The sequence below is a fragment of the Citrobacter sp. Awk 2 genome, from assembly GCF_028069815.1.
Classification (GTDB): Bacteria; Pseudomonadota; Gammaproteobacteria; order Enterobacterales; family Enterobacteriaceae; genus Citrobacter.
The window spans coordinates 1-18,571 of the sequence record NZ_JANEWL010000061.1 but is presented as its reverse complement, the minus strand read 5'-3'; the positions used below and the strand labels follow the sequence as shown (position 1 = coordinate 18,571).

Here is an 18,571-nt window from a genome sequence, read left to right as displayed (position 1 = left end):
CGTATACGCCTTATCCGGCCTACTCGCTGACTTAATTACAAGACTTTATGTGGGCCGAAGCATTCGTAATGAATGTTTTCGTTTTTCACACCCAGACCGACCAGTTGCTTTGCAGCAAATTGCATAAAGCCAACCGGGCCGCACAGGTAGAACTGCATCGCCGGGTCACTGATAGCGCCTTCCAGTTTATTCAGATCCATCAGCCCAACGCTATCAAACGCACCTTTCGCGCGATCGGCTTCGGTTGGCTCACGATACCAGGTGTGTGCGCTAAAGCGTGGCAGCGTTTTGCCTAGTTCATTCACTTCATCGGCAAAGGCATGCACGTCACCATTTTCTGCCGCGTGGAACCAGTTAACCTGCGCCGTATGATGCGCTTTTGCCAGCGTGTCCAGCATGGCCAGCATTGGGGTCTGACCTACGCCTGCGGAAATCAGCGATACCGGAGTATCGGTGGAAACATCCATAAAGAAATCACCCGCCGGTGCGGCTAAATGGACGATGTCGCCGACGTTCGCGTGGTTGTGCAGCCAGGTTGAGACCTGACCACCGTCTTCACGCTTAACGGCAATACGGTAGCCCTTACCATCCGGTTTGCGGGTCAGCGAGTACTGACGAATCTCCTGATGCGGGAAGCCTTCTGGCTTCAGCCAGACGCCCAGATACTGCCCCGGGTGGTATTCCGCGACCGCACCGCCGTCGACCGGTTCAAACTCAAAGCTGGTGATTAACGCGCTACGCGGGGTTTTGGCCACGATGCGGAAAGGGCGGGTGCCTTCCCAGCCGCCATTTTTGCTGGCATTTTCGCTGTAGATTTGCGCCTCACGGTTGATAAAGACGTTAGCCAGCACCCCATACGCTTTGCCCCACGCATCCAGCACTTCCTGGCCTGGGCTGAACATTTCATCCAGCGTTGCCAACAGATGACCACCCACGATGTTGTACTGCTCGGGTTTAATCTGGAAGCTGGTATGCTTCTGGGCGATTTTCTCGACCGCTGGCAGTAGCGCTGGCAGGTTTTCGATATTGCTGGCATACGCGGCAATGGCGTTAAACAACGCTTCGCGCTGATCGCCATTACGCTGGTTACTCATGTTGAAAATTTCTTTCAGCTCTGGGTTATGCGTAAACATGCGATCGTAGAAATGAGCGGTCAGTTTCGGACCTGTTTCAACCAGCAAGGGAATGGTGGCTTTCACTGTAGCGATGGTTTGTGCGTCAAGCATACGGTCTTCCTTTATCTGAGACTTTAATGATGTATGTCAAATGCATCTTATAAAAAATACCCCTGCATTGTAAATGGTTCTTTGTAACTTTGCGTTGTAAAGGTTACAACGTGAAAAATCTGCATCACAAACCTGAAAAGAAATCCGTTGAAATTCAGCAGAGCTTTGTTCCAAAAAGCCTTGTGTACCGCGAAGGTAATCGTTTGCGTAAAATCCTTTGTCAAGACCTGTTATCGAAGAATGATTCGGTTATACTGTTGGCCGAAGTCCTAGGGACAACCTTTTTAGGCCGAAATTCTATTGTTAGCTGAGTCAGGAGATGCGGATGTTAAAGCGTGAAATGAACATTGCCGATTATGATGCCGAACTGTGGCAGGCTATGGAGCAGGAAAAAGTACGTCAGGAAGAGCACATCGAACTGATCGCCTCCGAAAACTACACCAGCCCGCGCGTGATGCAGGCACAGGGTTCTCAGCTGACCAACAAATACGCTGAAGGTTATCCGGGCAAGCGCTATTACGGCGGTTGCGAATACGTTGATATCGTTGAGCAACTGGCGATCGACCGCGCGAAAGAGCTGTTTGGTGCTGATTACGCTAACGTCCAACCGCACTCAGGTTCTCAGGCTAACTTCGCTGTTTATACCGCACTGCTGCAACCGGGTGATACCGTTCTGGGTATGAACCTGGCACAAGGCGGCCACCTGACTCACGGTTCCCCGGTAAACTTCTCCGGCAAACTGTACAACATCATTCCTTACGGTATTGATGAGTCCGGTAAAATTGACTACGAAGACATGGCTAAGCAGGCCAAAGAGCACAAACCGAAGATGATCATCGGCGGCTTCTCTGCTTATTCCGGTGTGGTTGACTGGGCAAAAATGCGCGAAATCGCCGACAGCATCGGCGCATATCTGTTTGTTGACATGGCGCACGTTGCGGGTCTGATTGCCGCAGGCGTTTATCCGAACCCGGTTCCACACGCACACGTTGTGACCACCACCACCCACAAAACCCTGGCGGGTCCGCGTGGCGGTCTGATCCTGGCGAAAGGCGGTGACGAAGAGCTGTACAAAAAACTGAACTCCGCGGTGTTCCCAAGTGCGCAGGGCGGCCCGCTGATGCATGTTATCGCGGCAAAAGCGGTAGCGCTGAAAGAAGCGATGGAGCCAGAGTTCAAAGTTTACCAGCAGCAGGTTGCTAAAAACGCCAAAGCGATGGTGGAAGTGTTCCTGAACCGTGGTTACAAAGTGGTTTCTGGCGGTACTGAAAACCACCTGTTCCTGCTGGATCTGGTTGATAAAAACCTGACTGGTAAAGAAGCTGACGCCGCGTTGGGCCGTGCTAACATCACCGTTAACAAAAACAGCGTGCCGAACGATCCGAAGAGCCCGTTTGTGACTTCTGGTATCCGCATTGGTTCTCCGGCTGTGACTCGTCGTGGCTTTAAAGAAGCAGAAGTGAAAGAACTGGCTGGCTGGATGTGTGACGTTCTGGACAACATCAATGACGAAGCTGTTATTGAGCGTGTGAAAGGTAAAGTGCTGGATATCTGTGCACGCTTCCCGGTTTACGCGTAAGTAATACGGATTGCCGGATGGCGGTGTAAACACCTTATCCGGCCTACATACGAGTGATTTGTAGGCCGGATAAACGCAGTATCCTCCAGCCGTTATATCGACTTAAGCACGATTGCTTCATCGACTAAAGCCGCCATTGGCGGCTTTTTCCTGGCCTGAATCCATTTCCTCAATAAACGTATTTCTCGTCCCTGATTCAACGTTACTGCGCCGACTATCACGCCATCCTGCAGGTTAAACCATATCGCTTTCTGCGCATCAGCATCACCGCGCACAAGCCAGCTATCTCCCTGCATTTCGCCAATAAACTGCAAATTATCCTGGTATTGGTCAGTCCAGAACCAGCCAGGTGTCTTCTCCGGCAACGGTAAATTGAGCATTGCGGCAGCGGCAATTTGTGCCTGAATATTGGCATTTTCCCAGCTTTCGACACGCGCCAATGAACCGTCGGGCTGATACGTCAGTGCCACGTCGCCGGCAGCAAAAATCGCCGGATCGGAGGTGGTACAAGCGGTATCAACGATAATGCCGTTCGCCGTCTCCAGTCCTGCATCGCGGGCCAGTGCGTCATTCGCCACGATACCAATTCCGTAGATCACCGCATCGGCAGTGACGCTTTCACCATTTTGCAGCGTCAGGGTAAGTAACTCACCGCTTTCGACGTGCTCGATGGTGCTGTTGAGCCGTACCTGCACACCCGCCTGTTGGTGGCGTGCTAGCAGATAGTCACGCACTGGGGCAGGCGCATTGCGGCCCATCACCGTTGGTGCCTGCTCCACTACCGTTACCCGGCAGCCGCGCTGGGTCGCACTGGCCGCCAGTTCCAGACCAATGGTGCCCGCCCCGATAATCACAATCGATTTACCGGGGAGTAATGCATCTCGCAGACGAGTCGCGTCGTCTGCGTGGCGCAGGGTAAAGCAGCGATCGCCCAGTTTATCCAGCAGTGGAAGAGGGCGGGCAGCCGCTCCCGTGGCAATCAGTAGCTGATCCCACGGATAAACCTGGCCGTCAGCCAGCTCGAGCTGATGTGTCTGGCGACCGAGCGTCTGGATAGTCACGTTCAGATGCAGATGAACATTATTTTCCTGCCACCAGGCCGCGTTGAGTACCGGCTGTAGCTGCGGGGTGTCGTCCAGCAGCATGGCTTTGGACAATGGAGGGCGTTCGTACGGCAGATGCGGCTCATTGGAGAACAGATGTATCTCGCCGTCAAACCCTTGCTGGCGCAGTGCTACCGCCGCCATCGCTGCGGCCTGTCCACCGCCGACGATAGCAATAATTTTGTTGTGCATAACGCCTCCTCAGAGATCCAGTCCGGCGGCAACGTGGCGAATACCGCGAATACCCAGGCCAGCATCGGCATTGATCATCACGCCGCTCAACGTACGGTTGTTGCGCTTTGATGCCAGCATCACGTATGGACCGGTAAAATCTGCCGGATCAGGGAAAAACTGCAGCGGCAGGATAGCGGCGATTTTTTCCGGCGTCAGTGATTGCATAATTGATGTATCGTTCTGACCCAACGCCTGCGGCCCGCGTAGGTCGGTTGCCATACCGCACGGCCCTACGCCGTTGACACGAACTTTCGGTGCTAATTCGTAGGCTAACTGACGAATGAGTCCAGTTGCGGCGTGCTTGCTTGCGGTATACAACGGGCCGCCGCCGCCGGGATACCATGCGGCATTGGAAAGGGTAAAAATGATACTGCCTTCGCTGGCAATAAGTGCCGGTGCGCAGGCTTTCGCACCCAGCAGATAGCCCAGCACGTTAACGTTGAACAACTCATGAAAGCCGCTTTCCAGCGCCTCGGCGGAGGTACTGATCAGCGAAGCATTATGATCCCAAATCCCGGCATTACCGATAAAGCAGTCCAGCTTGCCGAACGTCGTGAGGATCTGATCCACCGCCCGCTGATAGTCGGCATAACAGGTGACATTCCCTTCTACCGCCAGCACGTGTTCGCCAAAGCGCTGGCGCAAGCTGGCGACCTTAGCTGTCGACAGTTCCAGCGTGGCAACTTTTGCACCTTCTTCGATAAAGCGTTCGACCAGAGCCAGACCGAGGCCAGAACCACCGCCAGTAATAAAGATGATGTTGTCGCGTAAATCGCTCATCAGGCCCCTCCGGGAATATCAACAAACACATCACTACCTTCCACATACACGGCATAGGTAGTCAGCGGATCGGTGGCGGGCAGGCATAGCGCTTTGCCGGTTTTCAGACAAAAACTGGCCGCATGCAGCGGGCATTCCACGGTGGCATCGTCTTCCAGATAACCTTCCGACATCGAGGCATTGCCGTGGCTGCAGCGATCGTTAATGGCATAAAACTCGCCGCCGACGTTAAACAGCGCGATGACGGGCGACGTGTCGAGCCGGAGAGCTTCACCCTCCGGCAAATCCCCTACGGGGCAGGCATAAATACGGCTCATCAGAACAGGACACTCAGGTTATGGGAGGTGATCACCGCCTGATCCAGCACGATCTCACGCTCCAGTAAACGCCACTCATCACCCGGCAGACGACGGACTTTGTCTACGCGCATGCCAACGTAAAAGGTTTCATCTCGCTCTTTTTGCGCGCGGTACAGCAGGTAGTTAAGGCGCACCGCGAACACGTCGGGTTGGCCCGTTTCGCTGATCTGCAGGTTGCTGATCAGATGACGAGTGCGCGATGGCGGCTCTTCCGCCCAGGCCATACCGGTTTCGAGGCGGGCGATCCGGCGCTCAAGCTGATCTTTGTTGTCATTGAAAATCCACGTCGTCGGCGGCTGCACGCCTTTGCGACGATCGCGGGTCTGGGCATTGACTGTGGTACGCATGGTGTAGCGAATGTCGTCGCCCAGTTGTGCCAGCCAGTCGCGAAACTTCCAGTCATCCAGCAGGCTGGCCTCATGGTAGAGAAACTGCGCAATGCGATGATGAAGCTCCAGGGAGACTAAGGTACTCATTTCATCACCTCCTGCTGGTAAGCGGCGGTTTTCTCATGCACTTCCTGCCAGCTTTCGCTACTGAGCAGATCGGCCCAACGCTGGTACATGCCGCGCGCGGCGGTTTCTGAGAAGATGTAGTTGGTGATCCCCGGAATACCGTCTTCACGGCGTTTTTCCTGGCCCAATCCCATCTCCAGACACAGTTTGGTATTGCGCGCCCGGTGGCCTTTCAGCAGCTTTTGAATTTCACACCAGTTTTCTGAATCATCCTGCTCAAGGAACCCAGCCGGGCCGAAGGCACGGGTAGCGCTGTTTTCAAATGCCGCTTTGACGTCATCTGAAGCGGCCTTATCGGTAATACAAAATGCCCACACTTCTACCTGATCGGGTCCACGTGGATGCCAGACACGCAGCGTGGCAGTACCGTTTAGCCATGACAGCGTTGGGAAGATATTGTTATGGCCCGCCAGTCGCAGAGCGCGAACTTTGCCCAGCCGCTGTTCGGCCTCTGCATAGGTATCGCGATAGTAGCTGGAGACTTCACCGTCGACCCAGACGTTGGCATCGGGCTTCTCAGTAAAGAAAAATCCGCTGCCGTGACCGTCCTGACCGAATTGCAGCGCATCTTTGGCGGTTTCCCACACTGGACGGGCGGTTTGTCCGTCCCCCAGGCGTTTATCACTGCCGTCATCTTTCGCGCCCAGTACCTGGACGGCAGATGCATGGCTAAACAGGGCGTGATATTGGTCGCTGGCAAACTGCTCGGCGGGGAATTTCCAGTTACAGTCAATAGTCCACTTTTGTACACCACCGACGATTTCAGTGCCGCCTTCGCGACGATCAAGCACGCCGTCCAGATACCAGGCGATGTCGCCGAGATAATCGCGTAGCGCAGGTGCACTGGTGTCCCAGTTGCCGAAGATCAGCCCCTTGTAGCTCTCAACGCCGGGTACTTCGTTCAGGCCCCAGTGAGATTTGCACAACCCTTGTGGGTAAGCGCGTGGCTCCAGCGGGACATCGATGAGCTCGCCGTTAATACCGTATGACCAGCCGTGATATGGGCAGGTAAAGGCACGGGTGTTACCGCAGTCGGCGTAACTGACCCGCATTGCGCGGTGGCGGCATTGGTTGAGAAAGGCTTTGATGCTGCCGTCTTTCTGACGCACCACCACGACCGCATCCTCGCCCATGTAGGTGTTAAAAAAGTCACCCGGTTTTGGAATTTGGCTTTCGTGCGCGAGGAATAACCAGCAGCGTCCGAAGATCCGTTCCAGCTCCAGTTGGTAAATTTCAGGGTCGGTATAAATCCGTGGCGTTACGCGACCGTTTTGGGTATCAATCAGTTGGTAGATGTCTAAATTTGAGGGTGTGGTCATATTTTTTAATCCTGAAAGCTAAGATGTATTGACCTTCTTTTTTTGTGCCATAAGGATGTTGCTGGTTAGTTATCAATCTGTGAAATAGTAAATTTCTACCAGTTGAGACATTTTTTCGATAACAAGGAGAAGGGCATGGAACTGAGGCACTTACGCTATTTTGTCGCGGTGGCGCAGGCGCTGAATTTCACCCGTGCGGCAGAAAAGCTGCATACCTCTCAGCCGTCGTTGAGCAGCCAGATCCGCGATCTGGAGGCCTGTGTGGGTGTTCCGTTGCTGGTACGCGATAAGCGAAAAGTGGCTCTGACAGCGGCGGGAGAGTGCTTTTTACAGGATGCGCTGGCTATCCTCGAACAGGCGGAGAGCGCGAAAATTCGCGCCCGTAAAACGGTGCAGGAAGATAAGCATTTTACAATTGGTTTTGTTCCTTCAGCAGAGGTAAATCTGCTGCCTAAGGTGCTGCCTTTGTTTCGTTTAAAACAACCGGATACACACATTGAATTGGTGAGTCTGATAACTACGGAACAGGAAGAGAAGATCCTGCGTGGGGAGCTGGATGTGGGCTTAATGCGCCATCCGGTTTACAGCCCGGAACTGGACTATCTGGAACTTTTCCATGAGCCGCTGGTGGTGGTGCTACCGGCTAACCATCCGTTAGCCAGTGAAAAGGCAATATCGGCACAGCAACTGAACGGTGTAAATTTTGTCAGCACCGATCCTGCTTATTCCGGTGCGTTAGCGATGATTGTCAAAAACTGGTTCCAGCAGCAAAAAAGCCAGCCCAATATTGTACAGATGGCTACCAATATTCTGGTGACCATGAACCTGGTCGGTATGGGACTGGGGGTAACTTTGATACCCGGTTATATGAATAATTTTAATACCGGTCAGGTGGTTTTCCGGCCAATTGTCGGCGATATCCCGACCATTTCACTGCTGATGGCGTGGAAAAAGGGGACGATAAAACCCGCGCTTGCTGATTTTATCGCCACGGTACAGGAACGTTTAGAGGTGAGTCTGACGGAGTAATCGTTACAGCTCGCTCAGTTGTGATTCCACATACAGATAGCCAATCCCCATCAGCGGCTCAACGTTGGCTATTCGGGCTGGAGTGGGCGGGCCGTCATTCAACGCGATGTGATAAAGGTCACGATTTTAGCGCAAACTCCATGGTTGATGCTGTTCAGAATGTCGGGTGAGTCGTTCTTGTATCTTGAGCCGCAGACGCATCCGGTAAATGCCCACCACATGCAGGGACAGCCGGGATTGCAGGTTCTGGCTCAGGGGGAGCGTTGCCATTTTTCGCTGCAAATTTGTATCGAATAGGGCGAAAATCATGTTATTTGTCTGTTAATGCTCTCTTGCGCCAGCCTGCGTTTGTCGCCAGACTATCGCCTCCAAACGGGAGGGATTCATGGCTCTGCATTCCACGCGCTGGCTGGCGCTCAGTTATTTCACCTATTTCTTTAGCTACGGTATTTTTCTGCCTTTCTGGAGCGTCTGGCTCGAAGGGTTGGGGCTGACGCCGGAAACCATTGGTGTGCTGCTGGGCGCTGGGCTGATTGCTCGTTTTCTGGGGAGTTTGCTGATTGCGCCACGCGTGAGCGATCCCTCTCGCCTGATCTCTGCTTTGCGTATCCTGGCGCTCCTGACGCTGGTCTTTGCGCTGGCTTTCTGGGCGGGCACTAACGTGGCGTGGCTGATGGTGGTGATGGTCGGTTTTAACCTGTTTTTCTCACCGCTGGTGCCGCTGACCGACGCGCTGGCCAACACCTGGCAAAAACAAATAACCATGGATTATGGTCGGGTGCGCCTGTGGGGGTCCGTGGCATTTGTCATCGGCTCCGCGCTAACCGGTAAACTGGTGAGCCTGTTTGATTACCGGATGATCCTTGTACTGTTGTCGCTTGGGGTCGCGTCGATGCTGCTGGGGATGATGATCCGCCCGAGCGTTCAGCCTGTGGGGGAAAACCGTCAGCAGGAGAGTGCGGGATGGCCAGCCTGGCGCACGTTGATAGCCCAAAGCTGGCGTTTTCTCGCCTGCGTAAGCCTGCTGCAAGGGGCTCATGCGGCCTATTACGGTTTTAGCGCCCTCTACTGGCAGTCGGCTGGATATTCTGCCTCGGCGGTAGGGTACTTATGGTCGCTCGGTGTGGTGGCGGAAGTGATTATTTTTGCGCTCAGCCACAAGCTATTCCGCCGCTTTAGCGCTCGCGATCTGCTGCTGCTCTCTGCCGTTTGCGGCGTGGTGCGTTGGGGATTGATGGGCTGGAGTACCGAACTGCCGTGGCTGATTGTGGTGCAGATCCTGCATTGCGGAACCTTTACCGTCTGTCACCTGGCGGCGATGCGCTATATCGCGACGCGGCAGGGCAGCGAAGTCATTCGTTTGCAGGCGGTTTATTCCGCGGTGGCGATGGGGGGGAGTATCGCCATCATGACCGTGTTCGCCGGCTACCTGTATCAAAATCTGGGCAGTGGCGTATTCTGGGTGATGGCGCTGGTGGCGCTTCCCGCGATTGTCTTGCGACCAAAAGTGGTGGCGCAACCAGCGGCATCATGATTCGAGGATTTTGCGGATCTGCTGCTGCTGATGTTGCGTAAGCGCCAGGTCCGCATGAATCAACGGTGGTGAAAACAGCGGTAGCGGCGTGGTGTACGGTGTAATAATCAGCGCCACACCACGCGGTGAACCTTCTTTTTGAAAGTCCTGCATTGGCATATGCTTTACATTGAGCGGCAGCAGCGTCAGTTCCCGCAGCTGTTGCTCTATATGTGCCTCACGTTGTTCGTTATTGCCGGTCAGCAGGATTATCTGCTTCTCGTGTAAATCCTTTTCCTGCATCAGCCAGGCGCCGAAAATGACGGCCACGAGCCCAGTCTCTTCCTCGGAAAAACGCACATCGTATTCCTCTTCGAATCCGTGTAACGCTTCACGCGTGGTGCGTACTAACCGGGGATACAGCCGACTGAACTCTTCCGGCAGGGTGTTATCAATACCAATGGCGAACAGACTGCGGTTCAGTGCTTGAGCCAGATGTACATACAGTTGGTCATTTAGCCCCTGTTCATCGCTGAAGCGGACGTTGCCATATTCACGAAAACGCAGCACTAACCGGGCAATCTCAAGGCGCAGACGACGATCCTGTTGGTGGTTATCGCGAATCGGGTCGGGGATGCGGATCATCGAAAACAGCAGCGCCATAAACAGCGATTCCCCCAGCGGCGCACTCTGCATAACGTGCCGTTGCCAGTGGCGGCCTATTTCCTCAGCGAGTGGGTATTCGGCACAAGCTTGCGCCCAGCGTTGTTGCAGAGGATTAAACTCCGGGGTGATCCCTGCGTGATGCTGTAGCAGGCAGTACTGTAAATAAAGCCGCAGGAACTGGATATCACGGCACTCAAACGGCTTCTGCAAGCGTCGGGAACACAGGTTGATCAGCGCATGCAGATTGGTGTCGTCATACAGCGTTCGCGCAATACCACGTTGCTTAAGTTCCATTTTTAACGCCGGGGTAAACTGCTGGGCAATAAATGTTGGACAAATCCGCAGGCCACGGCGCAGCCACTGTAACAGACACAGACGCTGATTGAGCGGGGTTCCTTCTATTGCATAATGTCCATTATGAGCGGTGGTAATGGCGAGTCGGTGATAGCGCTGGATTTCGAGTCCGGCACCGATAATATCTTCCCGAACCGTGGCATCATCGACCCCGTTCAGCGTGCTGAAAGTCTGCGCAGTGGCAACTTGCCCTGGCAGGAAAAGCGTCAGAAGCACCTGACAACGGCGCTGGGGAGCGGATAGTACAGATGGTGGGGCAAGCGTTGACATCATCTGTAGGATCTCCCGTAAGTATGTTTGATAAGAATAGCTAAAGTTTGCTTATTGAAATGGAGAATGGAATGCTTTCCGCCAGGAATGCTGGAGAGCGTCACAGAATTTTTAACGTGCGGAACAGATAGCGGTAGTTGAACGCAGCGCGTTAATCCGCTTTTTCACTGTTTTATCTTTTGTTGAGATATAAAAAAATCGGCATTTTGCGCAATGACGTTATGTTAACGCTTCAGCATCAACATAGGTTGGTGGAGCATAATGAATATGTTTTTTCAGAGAAAGGTTCCGTTCACCTCATGTTCATCGCTTCTCTGTACACTGAACGCCAGTGAACGTGTTAAGGGTGCTATCGCCGCACCCTTAACAATCCCGGCTCCTGGCGGGAAAATTGCCGCTCCGCGGTTCCCTCCGCTTATTCCTCCAGGCTACCGGGCCGGGCGCGATGTAACGTCCCTGTAAAGCGCGCCCTGAGCCAGCATCCATGCTGGCTCTCCCGGCCTTACGGAAACACGTCGGCAATTTTCAGCCGGACCAGCCCCGCCTGACCATCTGTATTTTTATTTGAACATGTTTGAACAGCAAAAAGGATATAGCTGAAAGTCATAGCGCTGAGGTGAACGGAACCCTGAGCCGGAATCACATGTTCTCCATCACGCCTGCCCACGGCTCAGCGTTAATCCCACATCACCGCCTGGATGCACAGATAACAGCGTCTCTTTTGAGTAGCCGCTTTCGCTCATCAGGCAGGCGCAGGCGGCGTCAAAGATTGCCAGTACCAGCATTATTGACGTGGTCGCCAGCATGTTTAGCGGATCGGCTTCGCGCTGGACGCCGGTGGATATCACCAGTCTCGATGCTTTAGCAATGGCTGAATCGGCGTTTTCAGTGATGCTCAGGATGGGCACATTTCTCGCTGCCAGTCCGGGTAGCAGCCGGGTGAGCTCATCGGAATTGCCCCCGCGTGACAGCATGATGACCAGATCGTCGGCGCGTAAAAAACCGAGATCGCCATGTGCGGCGTCGGTGGCATTAAGGTAAATCGCCGGACGCTCCACGCAGGCAAGCATATGCGCCACTTTACGCGCGGCAATGCCGGAGGTGCCGACGCCGGTGACGACGATTTTCCCCCGGCAACCGCACAGCTCCGCCATCAACGACTGCCAGACAGGTTCAGTCAGATGCTGCCCCAGACTCGCCAGGGCATCGCTATAGAGCTGAAATACGCTGGTGGCCTGAGACCAGGCGTTACTCATGCGTCCTCCTGCATCAGCTCGCGGTATTTCATGTGGTCCTGATACATCTCGTGGAATACCCGGTACTTGCGATCGTAGTACTGCTTAATACGGTTAGTTTGTGGGGTGACCGTCTTACCAATACGACTCATCGCCGACATCGCTTCCGGGAGGGTGTCAAAAACACCTGCCGCGATGGTGCCCATCATCGCGCCACCCAGCAGCATGGCTTCGCTCTCTTCTGGCAGTAACATTGCGCAACCCGTGGCGTTGGCATGTTCCTGAACGAAGATCGGGTTCTTTGTACCGCCGCCGCTGGCCATAATGGTATCGATGGTGTAACCACTTTGATTCATCGTTTCGATAATATGACGTGTCCCCAGGGCAATGGCCTGGATAGTCGCCAGATACTGCAACGCCATATCTTCCGCCGTGCGGGATAGCTTCAGCCCGGTGATCGCCCCTGTGAGCGTTGGGTTGGCGCGCGGTGAGCGGTTGCCGTGGAAATAGGGTAGGATATGCATGTCGCGGGTCAGGAACGCGATATCTTCCGGCTCACCGGCCATTTTACGCAGCAGCGCATTCAGCACTTCGTAAATGGTTTGTCCCTGGGATTTCGCCTGTGCCAGTAGTGTTTCATAGCACGGATGCGACTGAATGACGTGGTCGATTAACGCCCCGGTCGCTGATTGCCCGCCTTCATTTAGCCAATACCCCGGCAGAACGGCAGAGTAGTATGGACCCCAGATGCCGCTGATAAAACGCGGCTCTTTGGAAATGGCCATATGGCCCGTGGAGGTACCGCCAATCAGTGCGACACGACGGTCGAAATCCGCCACTTCGCCGGAAACGCCGCAGGCGCCGAGTGTGCCGAGGGTGCCAGCGTGCGCATCGATGATCGATACGCTGACTGCCGTCCCCGGAATCAGCCCCATTTCGCTGGCGGCGCGTGCTGACAGCCCATGACCGAGCGGTTCACCCATGGTTTTTACGTAGCGGCCAATTTTGGCCGCATCGTGCTCCAGTAAATCTTCCAGCCCGATCTGGCGGAAGTAGCTGGCATCCCATTTGTCTTCATGGCCCATATAGGTCCATTTGCAGACCGTTGAACACAGCGAACGCGTGTCGTCTCCGGTCGCACGCCAGGTGAGGAAGTCTGGCAAATCAAAGTAGTAACCTGCATTGGCCCAGGTATTGGGCATATGCTGTTTCAGCCACAGCAGTTTTGGCGTCTGCATTTCCGGAGAGATAATGCCGCCGACGTAGTCCAGTACCCGATGATGAAGGGCGTTGATGCGGTCGGCCTGGGTAATGGCGCGGTGGTCCATCCACACAATAATATTCTGTTCGCTACGTCCGGAGGGACTGATGGTCAGGGGGTTACCCTCTTTATCCAGCACCACCAAAGAACAGGTTGCATCAAAGCCTAACCCTTTCACCTGAATCGGGTTGATATCTGATTGGTTGATGGCATCGCGAACCGCGTTACACACTGCCTGCCAGATGTTATCGGAGGACTGCTCAACAAAATCGGCCTGCGGGCGGTAAATCTCGATGGCCCGACTGGCCTGACCGACCATCCTGCCGTTAAGATCAAATACGCCTGCTCTGGCGCTTCCGGTTCCGACATCCACACCAATAAAGTAACTTGCCATAATTTTTTCTCCTGAAATCAGGCTTTACGATTCTGTAATGCGATAAAGAGGATCAGCACCGCGCCCCACAGCGCCATCGTCAGATAGCTACTGACCCCCAGCAAGTTAAGACCGCTTTCCAGCATTTGCAGCACGATAAGTGCCAGCACCAGGCCGATAATGCGCCCGAAGCCGCCATCCGGGTTGATGCCGCCGAGTACGGAGGCAAGGATGGTGACCAGCAGGTAGGATTCGCCGTATCCGGCTTTCGCCGAGTTGAATTTCGCCATCATCAGAATGGCGGCGACCCAGCCGAGCAGTGCCGAAATGACGTACACGGAAATTTGTACTCGTAGGGTATTCACGCCGCTGTAGCGGGTTGCCTGTTCATTGGAGCCGACGAGATACAGGCTGCGCCCTAATGTGGTGTGTTCGAGCAGTACCCACAGCAGGATCGCCACGAGGAAAAAGAGCAACAGCGCCACCGGAACCCCGGCAATCGTTGCGTTGCCAAGATATTGAATCGCCGTCGGGAAGCCGGAGATGACCGTCCCGTTAGACAGCAGAATATTCAGCCCGGAGATAAGCGTCATGGTGCCGAGCGTGGCGAGAATGGGGGATACACCGACCCAGGCGATCAGCGCACCGTTCAGGGTACCAATGGCAACCGCGACGGCAGCGCCTGCCAGCAGTGCCAGCACCAGAAACAGCGGGTTATCCGGATGGGTGACGATAATCGCCGCCATCACCAGCGAGCAGGCGTTCGCCCCGGCAATAATCGACAGGTTAATGCCGCCGGTCAGCATGGTCATGCCCATCCCCAGGGCCAGCATGCCGAGGATCGGTAACTGCGAACCGATGGACTGGAAGTTAGCGACGCTGAAAAAACGGCTGCCGAGCAGGGCCGAGAAGACCAGTGCGACGACCACAATAATGACGCATTGCAGGCGAATGATGGCATCACCGGGTAAAAATCTGGCGATTGTTTTCATCTCAAAGCTCCCTTGCCAGTTTGCGTTTTTCGTTCCAGACCGTGGCGCTGATGCTGACCAGGATAATGGCGCCGCTGAACACGGTATGCCAGTAAGAGGAGACGCTGAGCAGCGTCAGGCCGTTTTGTAAGAAGGCCAGCAGGACCACGCCGAGCAGGGTTCCGGTTAACGTACCGCGTCCGCCGCTCATACTGGTTCCGCCGAGCACCACCGCCGCCAGCACCGTCAACTCAAAACCAAGCAGTGAATTGGGGGCCACAGACTGAGTGATTTGTGCCTGCACCACGGCGGCAACGCCCGCCAGAATGCCCATGTAGCCATAGACGTAGAAATGCAGTTTCAGCAGGTTCAGTCCCAGACGCGAGGCCGCATCACGGTTGCCGCCCATGGCGTAAACCTGACGGCCAAGACGGGTATAGTTCATCAGTACGGCGGTAAAGATGATCACCGCAGCCAGACACAGCAAGGGCAGGGTCAAACCGTAGTCGTAACCGTCCGCTGCGGTGAACGAGAACCAGTTAATGCCGTTCATAAACCAGTCGGGGAAGCCATACAGCCAGGTGCCTTTAGTGGTGTAAACCAGCAGGCCGTAATAAACGTTCAATGTGGCGATAGTAATGATGATCGCCGGAACGCGCAGCCAGTAGACCAGGAAACCGTTGATGAGTCCGAGCAGCAGACCCACTGCAACCGCAATCGCCAGCGCCAGTGCGAAGTTGCCGCCGTGGCCGATCACCCAACTGGCCATCGCGTATTGGGCAATGGCGGTCATCGCCGGGAAGGAGATGTCGATTCCGCCGGAAATCAGTACCACAAACAGACCGCAGGCAAGGATGCCAAGGATCGCGTAGCTGGTGGCCACATCCGTCAGGTTCCCCAGCGACAAAAACTCATCGGTGCTGATGCTCAGCCCGACGGCAAGCGCCACGACCAGAAGCCCCAGCCAGAACTCATGTTGCCCGATTAAACGGGAGAAACGCAGACTATTCATTGATGACCTCGACCACTTCAGCAATCTCCTCTTCACGACAGTGATGGGGGTTAAATTCCGCTACCAGCTTGCCGCGGCGCATCACCAACACACGATGGCTGTTGTAATACGCTTCCGGAATTTCATCGCAAATCATCAGTACCGCCATCCCCTGTTCCGCCAGGTCGCGGGCGATCTGGTAAATTCCCTCTTTGTTAGCGATATCCACGCCGACGGTAGGCGAGTCGAGGATCAGGATGCGCGGATTGGTCGCCACCCATTTAGCAATGGCGATACGCTGGGCATTACCACCGGAAAGGGTTTTGACCGGCAGATGTGGATCGGAGACTTTAATGTTCAGCTCGCGGATCAGGTCAGCGACCAGCTTTTGCGCTTTGCGATGATCGAGCAGTCCGCTGCGGGTGTGCAGTTGGTCAAATACCGTGACGATGGTGTTGTCATAGATCGACTGCTCCATGATAAGCCCCTGCGTCAGGCGATCTTCAGAGACGTAGCCGATTCCGTGCTTAATGGCATCGTGGTTATTGCGCAGAGTAACCGGCTGGCCGTTAATGCGGATTTCACCGCTTTCAGGATGCGTCATGCCGAACAGGCTCAGACAGAGCTCGGTACGTCCGGCTCCCAGCAGACCCACAATGGAAACTATCTCGCCGCCGTGCAGCGACAGATTAATGTTCTGGTATTTGCCCCGACGGCTGAGATTGCGCAGCTCCAGCAGCGGTTCCTGCTCAATGGCTGGCCTTTGTGGCAGAGGGCTGTAGTGGAAGCGTTGTCCGGTCATCAGGAAGGCCAGTTCGTGGCTGTCGAGTTCGCTGGCCGGGAATGTCCCCACCAGTTTACCGTCGCGCATCACGCTAATTCGGTCCGCCACTTCCATCACCTCATCCAGACGATGGCTGACAAACACCACGCAAATCCCGGCTGCTTTCAGTTCGTTAACTACCCGCAGCAGGCCATTAACCTCCTGGCGGGTTAGCGAGGCGGTGGGCTCGTCCATAATGACCAGCCGGGCATCGGCGGCGATTGCCCGGCAAATAGCGACCAGTTGTCGGTCGGCAATCGAGAGTTTTTCGACTTTTTTATCGGGATTGATGTTCACACCGATGCGCTTCATGGCCGCCAGCGCCTGCTGTTTCATGGCGCCACGCCGTACCCAGATATCGCCACCGGGCAGATAACGGTTGACCGCGATGTTTTCCGCGACGCTAAAATTGGGAAACAACGACAAATCCTGATAAATAACCTGAATCCCATAGTGGGAAGAGAGTTGCGGCGTCAGGTGATGGAACAATTTACCGTCGAGTAAAATTTGTGCGCCTTTTTCAGGGCTATAGACCCCGGAGATCACTTTAATAATGGTGCTTTTACCACAACCGTTTTGACCCGCCAGACAGTGAACTTCGCCTTTTTTCAGCGTCAAATTCACCTTATCCAGCGCCAGCACGCCCGGGAATTGTTTGCTGATATTCTCAAGAGTGATAAATGCGGTGGTGTCTGTCATGGACAATACCCCTGCGAGCGTCCTCGCGGACGCTGAGTGTTAGTTTGGTAGATAGCGCCGGCCAGACGGTCGGCGTTAAGGTTCCCTGGTGTTGGCTAAAGCCTTAGAAACCGAGTGATTGCGCGTTGTCTTTGGTGACTTCGAGGATCTTGTTAAAGCGGATCACTTTCTTCTCCGTGTCGATATCGGCTTTCCCTAAACCATCGATACTCAAATCGGCGTTGACTTCTTTGCCCTGCAGCAGCTGATCGGCAACCGTTACCAGCGCGTAGCCCGCGTCTTTCGGATCCCACAGCAGCGCTTTTTTGATGTCGCCACGCATCAGGTAAGGCGCTGCTTGTGCCGGCATTGCGATACCGACGACGGCGATTTTATCCTTGGCGCGTTTTTTCTGAACGGCCTGGCCTGCGCCGATAGGACCCAGTGAGCCGAAACCGATAATGCCTTTCATCTGCGGGTAAGTTTTCATCAGATCCAGCGTGGTGGCATAGGACTTATCGATGCTTTCCGCGACGGGTAAACGGGAGGTGACTTCGAACATCTCCGGATATTTTTCTTTCTGGTACTTAATTGCATAATCAGCCCATGCGTTATGCAACGGCACGGTCAGCGAACCTACATAGATAGCATATCCCCCTTTGCCGCCCATATTTTTCGCCAGTTCATCGACGTTGGCCTGCGCGTATTTTTCACTATCAATCGTTTCGATATCCCACTGGCCGATGTGCTCGTCCGGAGATTCGTGCGTCAGGACCACGATGCCTTTATCGCGTGCTTTTTTCAGTACGGGTTCGAGGACTTTGGCATCGTTAGGAACCACGATGATCGCATTCACGTTTTTAGCGATCAGATCCTCAATGACTTTTACCTGCTGTGCCGGATCTGGTGTTGACGGGCCGGTCTGGTAAGCATTTACATCGAGTTTTTTTGCTGCTTCATTCACGCCGGTTTCCATTCGGTTAAACCACGGAATACCGGTGACTTTGGCAACCACAGCAATTTCATATTTTTCCGCCGCAAACGACGTGCCGGACAACATGCATGCAGAAACCAGGGTTGCACTGAGTAATGCGAGTTTGAATTTCATAGTTGTACCTTTAGTAGGGGGCAGGGCATGTTACGGCGTGAAGTTAACAACGAATGGAAGAGGGAATGAATCATAAGTTTGATGAATGTGATCTACGCCCATTTTTGTTAATTGTTGGAGAATTTTAAGTTAATTTTCGGTTAAATTTGATGGGATTTGGATTTTATCTGACGCTATATTTGTT

Annotated in this window: 16 protein-coding genes and 1 pseudogene; 4 read left to right on the top strand and 13 right to left on the bottom strand. The window is 54.3% G+C overall.

The window, feature by feature from the left end:
- Nucleotides 1-35: 35 nt before the first annotated feature.
- Nucleotides 36-1,226: an NO-inducible flavohemoprotein gene (hmpA, locus tag NNO02_RS15105; protein WP_271455152.1), complete on the bottom strand. Its 1,191-nt coding sequence runs from the start codon at nucleotides 1,224-1,226 to the stop codon at nucleotides 36-38.
- Nucleotides 1,227-1,551: 325 nt separating this feature from the next.
- Here hmpA and glyA point away from each other — a divergent pair, with 325 nt between their 5' ends.
- Nucleotides 1,552-2,805 (top strand): serine hydroxymethyltransferase, encoded by a 1,254-nt coding sequence (gene glyA / locus NNO02_RS15100; protein ID WP_003835277.1) that lies wholly within the window; start codon nucleotides 1,552-1,554, stop codon nucleotides 2,803-2,805.
- 92 nt (nucleotides 2,806-2,897) lie between these two features.
- Here glyA and hcaD read toward each other — a convergent pair whose 3' ends face one another.
- From hcaD to hcaE, 5 genes are read right to left on the bottom strand one after another with little or no spacing between them, the layout of a single operon-like run.
- Nucleotides 2,898-4,100, bottom strand: coding sequence for a phenylpropionate dioxygenase ferredoxin reductase subunit (gene hcaD / locus NNO02_RS15095; RefSeq protein WP_271455151.1), 1,203 nt, complete (start codon nucleotides 4,098-4,100; stop codon nucleotides 2,898-2,900).
- Nucleotides 4,101-4,109: 9 nt separating this feature from the next.
- Nucleotides 4,110-4,922 carry a 3-phenylpropionate-dihydrodiol/cinnamic acid-dihydrodiol dehydrogenase gene (gene hcaB / locus NNO02_RS15090; RefSeq protein WP_271455150.1) on the bottom strand — a complete coding sequence of 271 codons (813 nt, stop codon included), beginning with the start codon at nucleotides 4,920-4,922 and terminating at the stop codon, nucleotides 4,110-4,112.
- Nucleotides 4,922-5,239 carry a 3-phenylpropionate/cinnamic acid dioxygenase ferredoxin subunit gene (gene hcaC, locus NNO02_RS15085; protein WP_202038039.1) on the bottom strand — a complete coding sequence of 106 codons (318 nt, stop codon included), beginning with the start codon at nucleotides 5,237-5,239 and terminating at the stop codon, nucleotides 4,922-4,924. The genes hcaB and hcaC overlap by 1 nt, the downstream gene beginning before the upstream one ends.
- Complete coding sequence (hcaF, locus tag NNO02_RS15080; RefSeq protein ID WP_271455149.1) at nucleotides 5,239-5,757, bottom strand: 3-phenylpropionate/cinnamic acid dioxygenase subunit beta; 519 nt, start codon at nucleotides 5,755-5,757, stop codon at nucleotides 5,239-5,241. The genes hcaC and hcaF overlap by 1 nt, the downstream gene beginning before the upstream one ends.
- Nucleotides 5,754-7,115: a 3-phenylpropionate/cinnamic acid dioxygenase subunit alpha gene (gene hcaE / locus NNO02_RS15075; RefSeq protein WP_271448628.1), complete on the bottom strand. Its 1,362-nt coding sequence runs from the start codon at nucleotides 7,113-7,115 to the stop codon at nucleotides 5,754-5,756. The genes hcaF and hcaE overlap by 4 nt, the downstream gene beginning before the upstream one ends.
- A 135-nt stretch (nucleotides 7,116-7,250) precedes the next feature.
- Here hcaE and hcaR point away from each other — a divergent pair, with 135 nt between their 5' ends.
- The 3 genes and pseudogenes from hcaR (at nucleotide 7,251) to NNO02_RS15060 (ending at nucleotide 9,678) form a co-directional block, all read left to right on the top strand.
- Complete coding sequence (gene hcaR / locus NNO02_RS15070) at nucleotides 7,251-8,144, top strand: DNA-binding transcriptional regulator HcaR (RefSeq protein ID WP_271448627.1); 894 nt, start codon at nucleotides 7,251-7,253, stop codon at nucleotides 8,142-8,144.
- A gap of 57 nt (nucleotides 8,145-8,201) precedes the next feature.
- Nucleotides 8,202-8,441, top strand: a pseudogene (locus NNO02_RS15065) (aldose 1-epimerase); the annotation flags it as partial.
- 88 nt (nucleotides 8,442-8,529) lie between these two features.
- A complete protein-coding gene (locus tag NNO02_RS15060) occupies nucleotides 8,530-9,678 on the top strand; it encodes a 3-phenylpropionate MFS transporter (protein WP_271455148.1) in 1,149 nt (382 codons plus the stop codon).
- Here the strand turns inward: NNO02_RS15060 and csiE are convergent.
- The 7 genes from csiE to NNO02_RS15025 form a co-directional block, all read right to left on the bottom strand.
- Nucleotides 9,673-10,950: a stationary phase inducible protein CsiE gene (gene csiE, locus NNO02_RS15055; protein WP_271455147.1), complete on the bottom strand. Its 1,278-nt coding sequence runs from the start codon at nucleotides 10,948-10,950 to the stop codon at nucleotides 9,673-9,675. The genes NNO02_RS15060 and csiE overlap by 6 nt on opposite strands.
- Nucleotides 10,951-11,600: 650 nt before the next feature.
- A complete protein-coding gene (locus NNO02_RS15050) occupies nucleotides 11,601-12,203 on the bottom strand; it encodes a KpsF/GutQ family sugar-phosphate isomerase (RefSeq protein WP_271455146.1) in 603 nt (200 codons plus the stop codon).
- Nucleotides 12,200-13,837 carry an FGGY-family carbohydrate kinase gene (locus tag NNO02_RS15045; RefSeq protein ID WP_271455145.1) on the bottom strand — a complete coding sequence of 546 codons (1,638 nt, stop codon included), beginning with the start codon at nucleotides 13,835-13,837 and terminating at the stop codon, nucleotides 12,200-12,202. The genes NNO02_RS15050 and NNO02_RS15045 overlap by 4 nt, the downstream gene beginning before the upstream one ends.
- A gap of 17 nt (nucleotides 13,838-13,854) precedes the next feature.
- The gene (locus NNO02_RS15040; RefSeq protein WP_271440682.1) at nucleotides 13,855-14,808 is read right to left on the bottom strand and encodes an ABC transporter permease; all 954 of its coding nucleotides are present in this window, start codon (nucleotides 14,806-14,808) and stop codon (nucleotides 13,855-13,857) included.
- A gap of 1 nt (nucleotide 14,809) precedes the next feature.
- Nucleotides 14,810-15,799, bottom strand: a complete 990-nt coding sequence (locus NNO02_RS15035; RefSeq protein WP_271455144.1) for an ABC transporter permease — start codon at nucleotides 15,797-15,799, stop codon at nucleotides 14,810-14,812.
- On the bottom strand, nucleotides 15,792-17,300 hold the full coding sequence (locus NNO02_RS15030; protein WP_271455143.1) for a sugar ABC transporter ATP-binding protein: 1,509 nt from the start codon (nucleotides 17,298-17,300) through the stop codon (nucleotides 15,792-15,794). Before NNO02_RS15030 ends, NNO02_RS15035 begins: the two co-directional genes overlap by 8 nt.
- A gap of 103 nt (nucleotides 17,301-17,403) precedes the next feature.
- Nucleotides 17,404-18,387: an autoinducer 2 ABC transporter substrate-binding protein gene (locus NNO02_RS15025; protein ID WP_006683457.1), complete on the bottom strand. Its 984-nt coding sequence runs from the start codon at nucleotides 18,385-18,387 to the stop codon at nucleotides 17,404-17,406.
- Nucleotides 18,388-18,571 lie beyond the last annotated feature (184 nt).

Excerpts from the sequence above, each read along its gene's own strand:
- hcaE (WP_271448628.1), bottom strand. The coding sequence starts at position 7,115 with ATGACCACACCCTCAAATTTAGACATCTACCAACTGATTGATACCCAA.
- hcaB (WP_271455150.1), bottom strand. The coding sequence starts at position 4,922 with ATGAGCGATTTACGCGACAACATCATCTTTATTACTGGCGGTGGTTCT.
- hcaC (WP_202038039.1), bottom strand. The coding sequence starts at position 5,239 with ATGAGCCGTATTTATGCCTGCCCCGTAGGGGATTTGCCGGAGGGTGAA.
- hmpA (WP_271455152.1), bottom strand. The coding sequence starts at position 1,226 with ATGCTTGACGCACAAACCATCGCTACAGTGAAAGCCACCATTCCCTTG.
- glyA (WP_003835277.1), top strand. The coding sequence starts at position 1,552 with ATGTTAAAGCGTGAAATGAACATTGCCGATTATGATGCCGAACTGTGG.
- csiE (WP_271455147.1), bottom strand. The coding sequence starts at position 10,950 with ATGATGTCAACGCTTGCCCCACCATCTGTACTATCCGCTCCCCAGCGC.
- hcaD (WP_271455151.1), bottom strand. The coding sequence starts at position 4,100 with ATGCACAACAAAATTATTGCTATCGTCGGCGGTGGACAGGCCGCAGCG.
- NNO02_RS15050 (WP_271455146.1), bottom strand. The coding sequence starts at position 12,203 with ATGAGTAACGCCTGGTCTCAGGCCACCAGCGTATTTCAGCTCTATAGC.
- NNO02_RS15035 (WP_271455144.1), bottom strand. The coding sequence starts at position 15,799 with ATGAATAGTCTGCGTTTCTCCCGTTTAATCGGGCAACATGAGTTCTGG.
- hcaF (WP_271455149.1), bottom strand. The coding sequence starts at position 5,757 with ATGAGTACCTTAGTCTCCCTGGAGCTTCATCATCGCATTGCGCAGTTT.
- NNO02_RS15060 (WP_271455148.1), top strand. The coding sequence starts at position 8,530 with ATGGCTCTGCATTCCACGCGCTGGCTGGCGCTCAGTTATTTCACCTAT.
- NNO02_RS15045 (WP_271455145.1), bottom strand. The coding sequence starts at position 13,837 with ATGGCAAGTTACTTTATTGGTGTGGATGTCGGAACCGGAAGCGCCAGA.
- NNO02_RS15040 (WP_271440682.1), bottom strand. The coding sequence starts at position 14,808 with ATGAAAACAATCGCCAGATTTTTACCCGGTGATGCCATCATTCGCCTG.
- NNO02_RS15025 (WP_006683457.1), bottom strand. The coding sequence starts at position 18,387 with ATGAAATTCAAACTCGCATTACTCAGTGCAACCCTGGTTTCTGCATGC.
- NNO02_RS15030 (WP_271455143.1), bottom strand. The coding sequence starts at position 17,300 with ATGACAGACACCACCGCATTTATCACTCTTGAGAATATCAGCAAACAA.
- hcaR (WP_271448627.1), top strand. The coding sequence starts at position 7,251 with ATGGAACTGAGGCACTTACGCTATTTTGTCGCGGTGGCGCAGGCGCTG.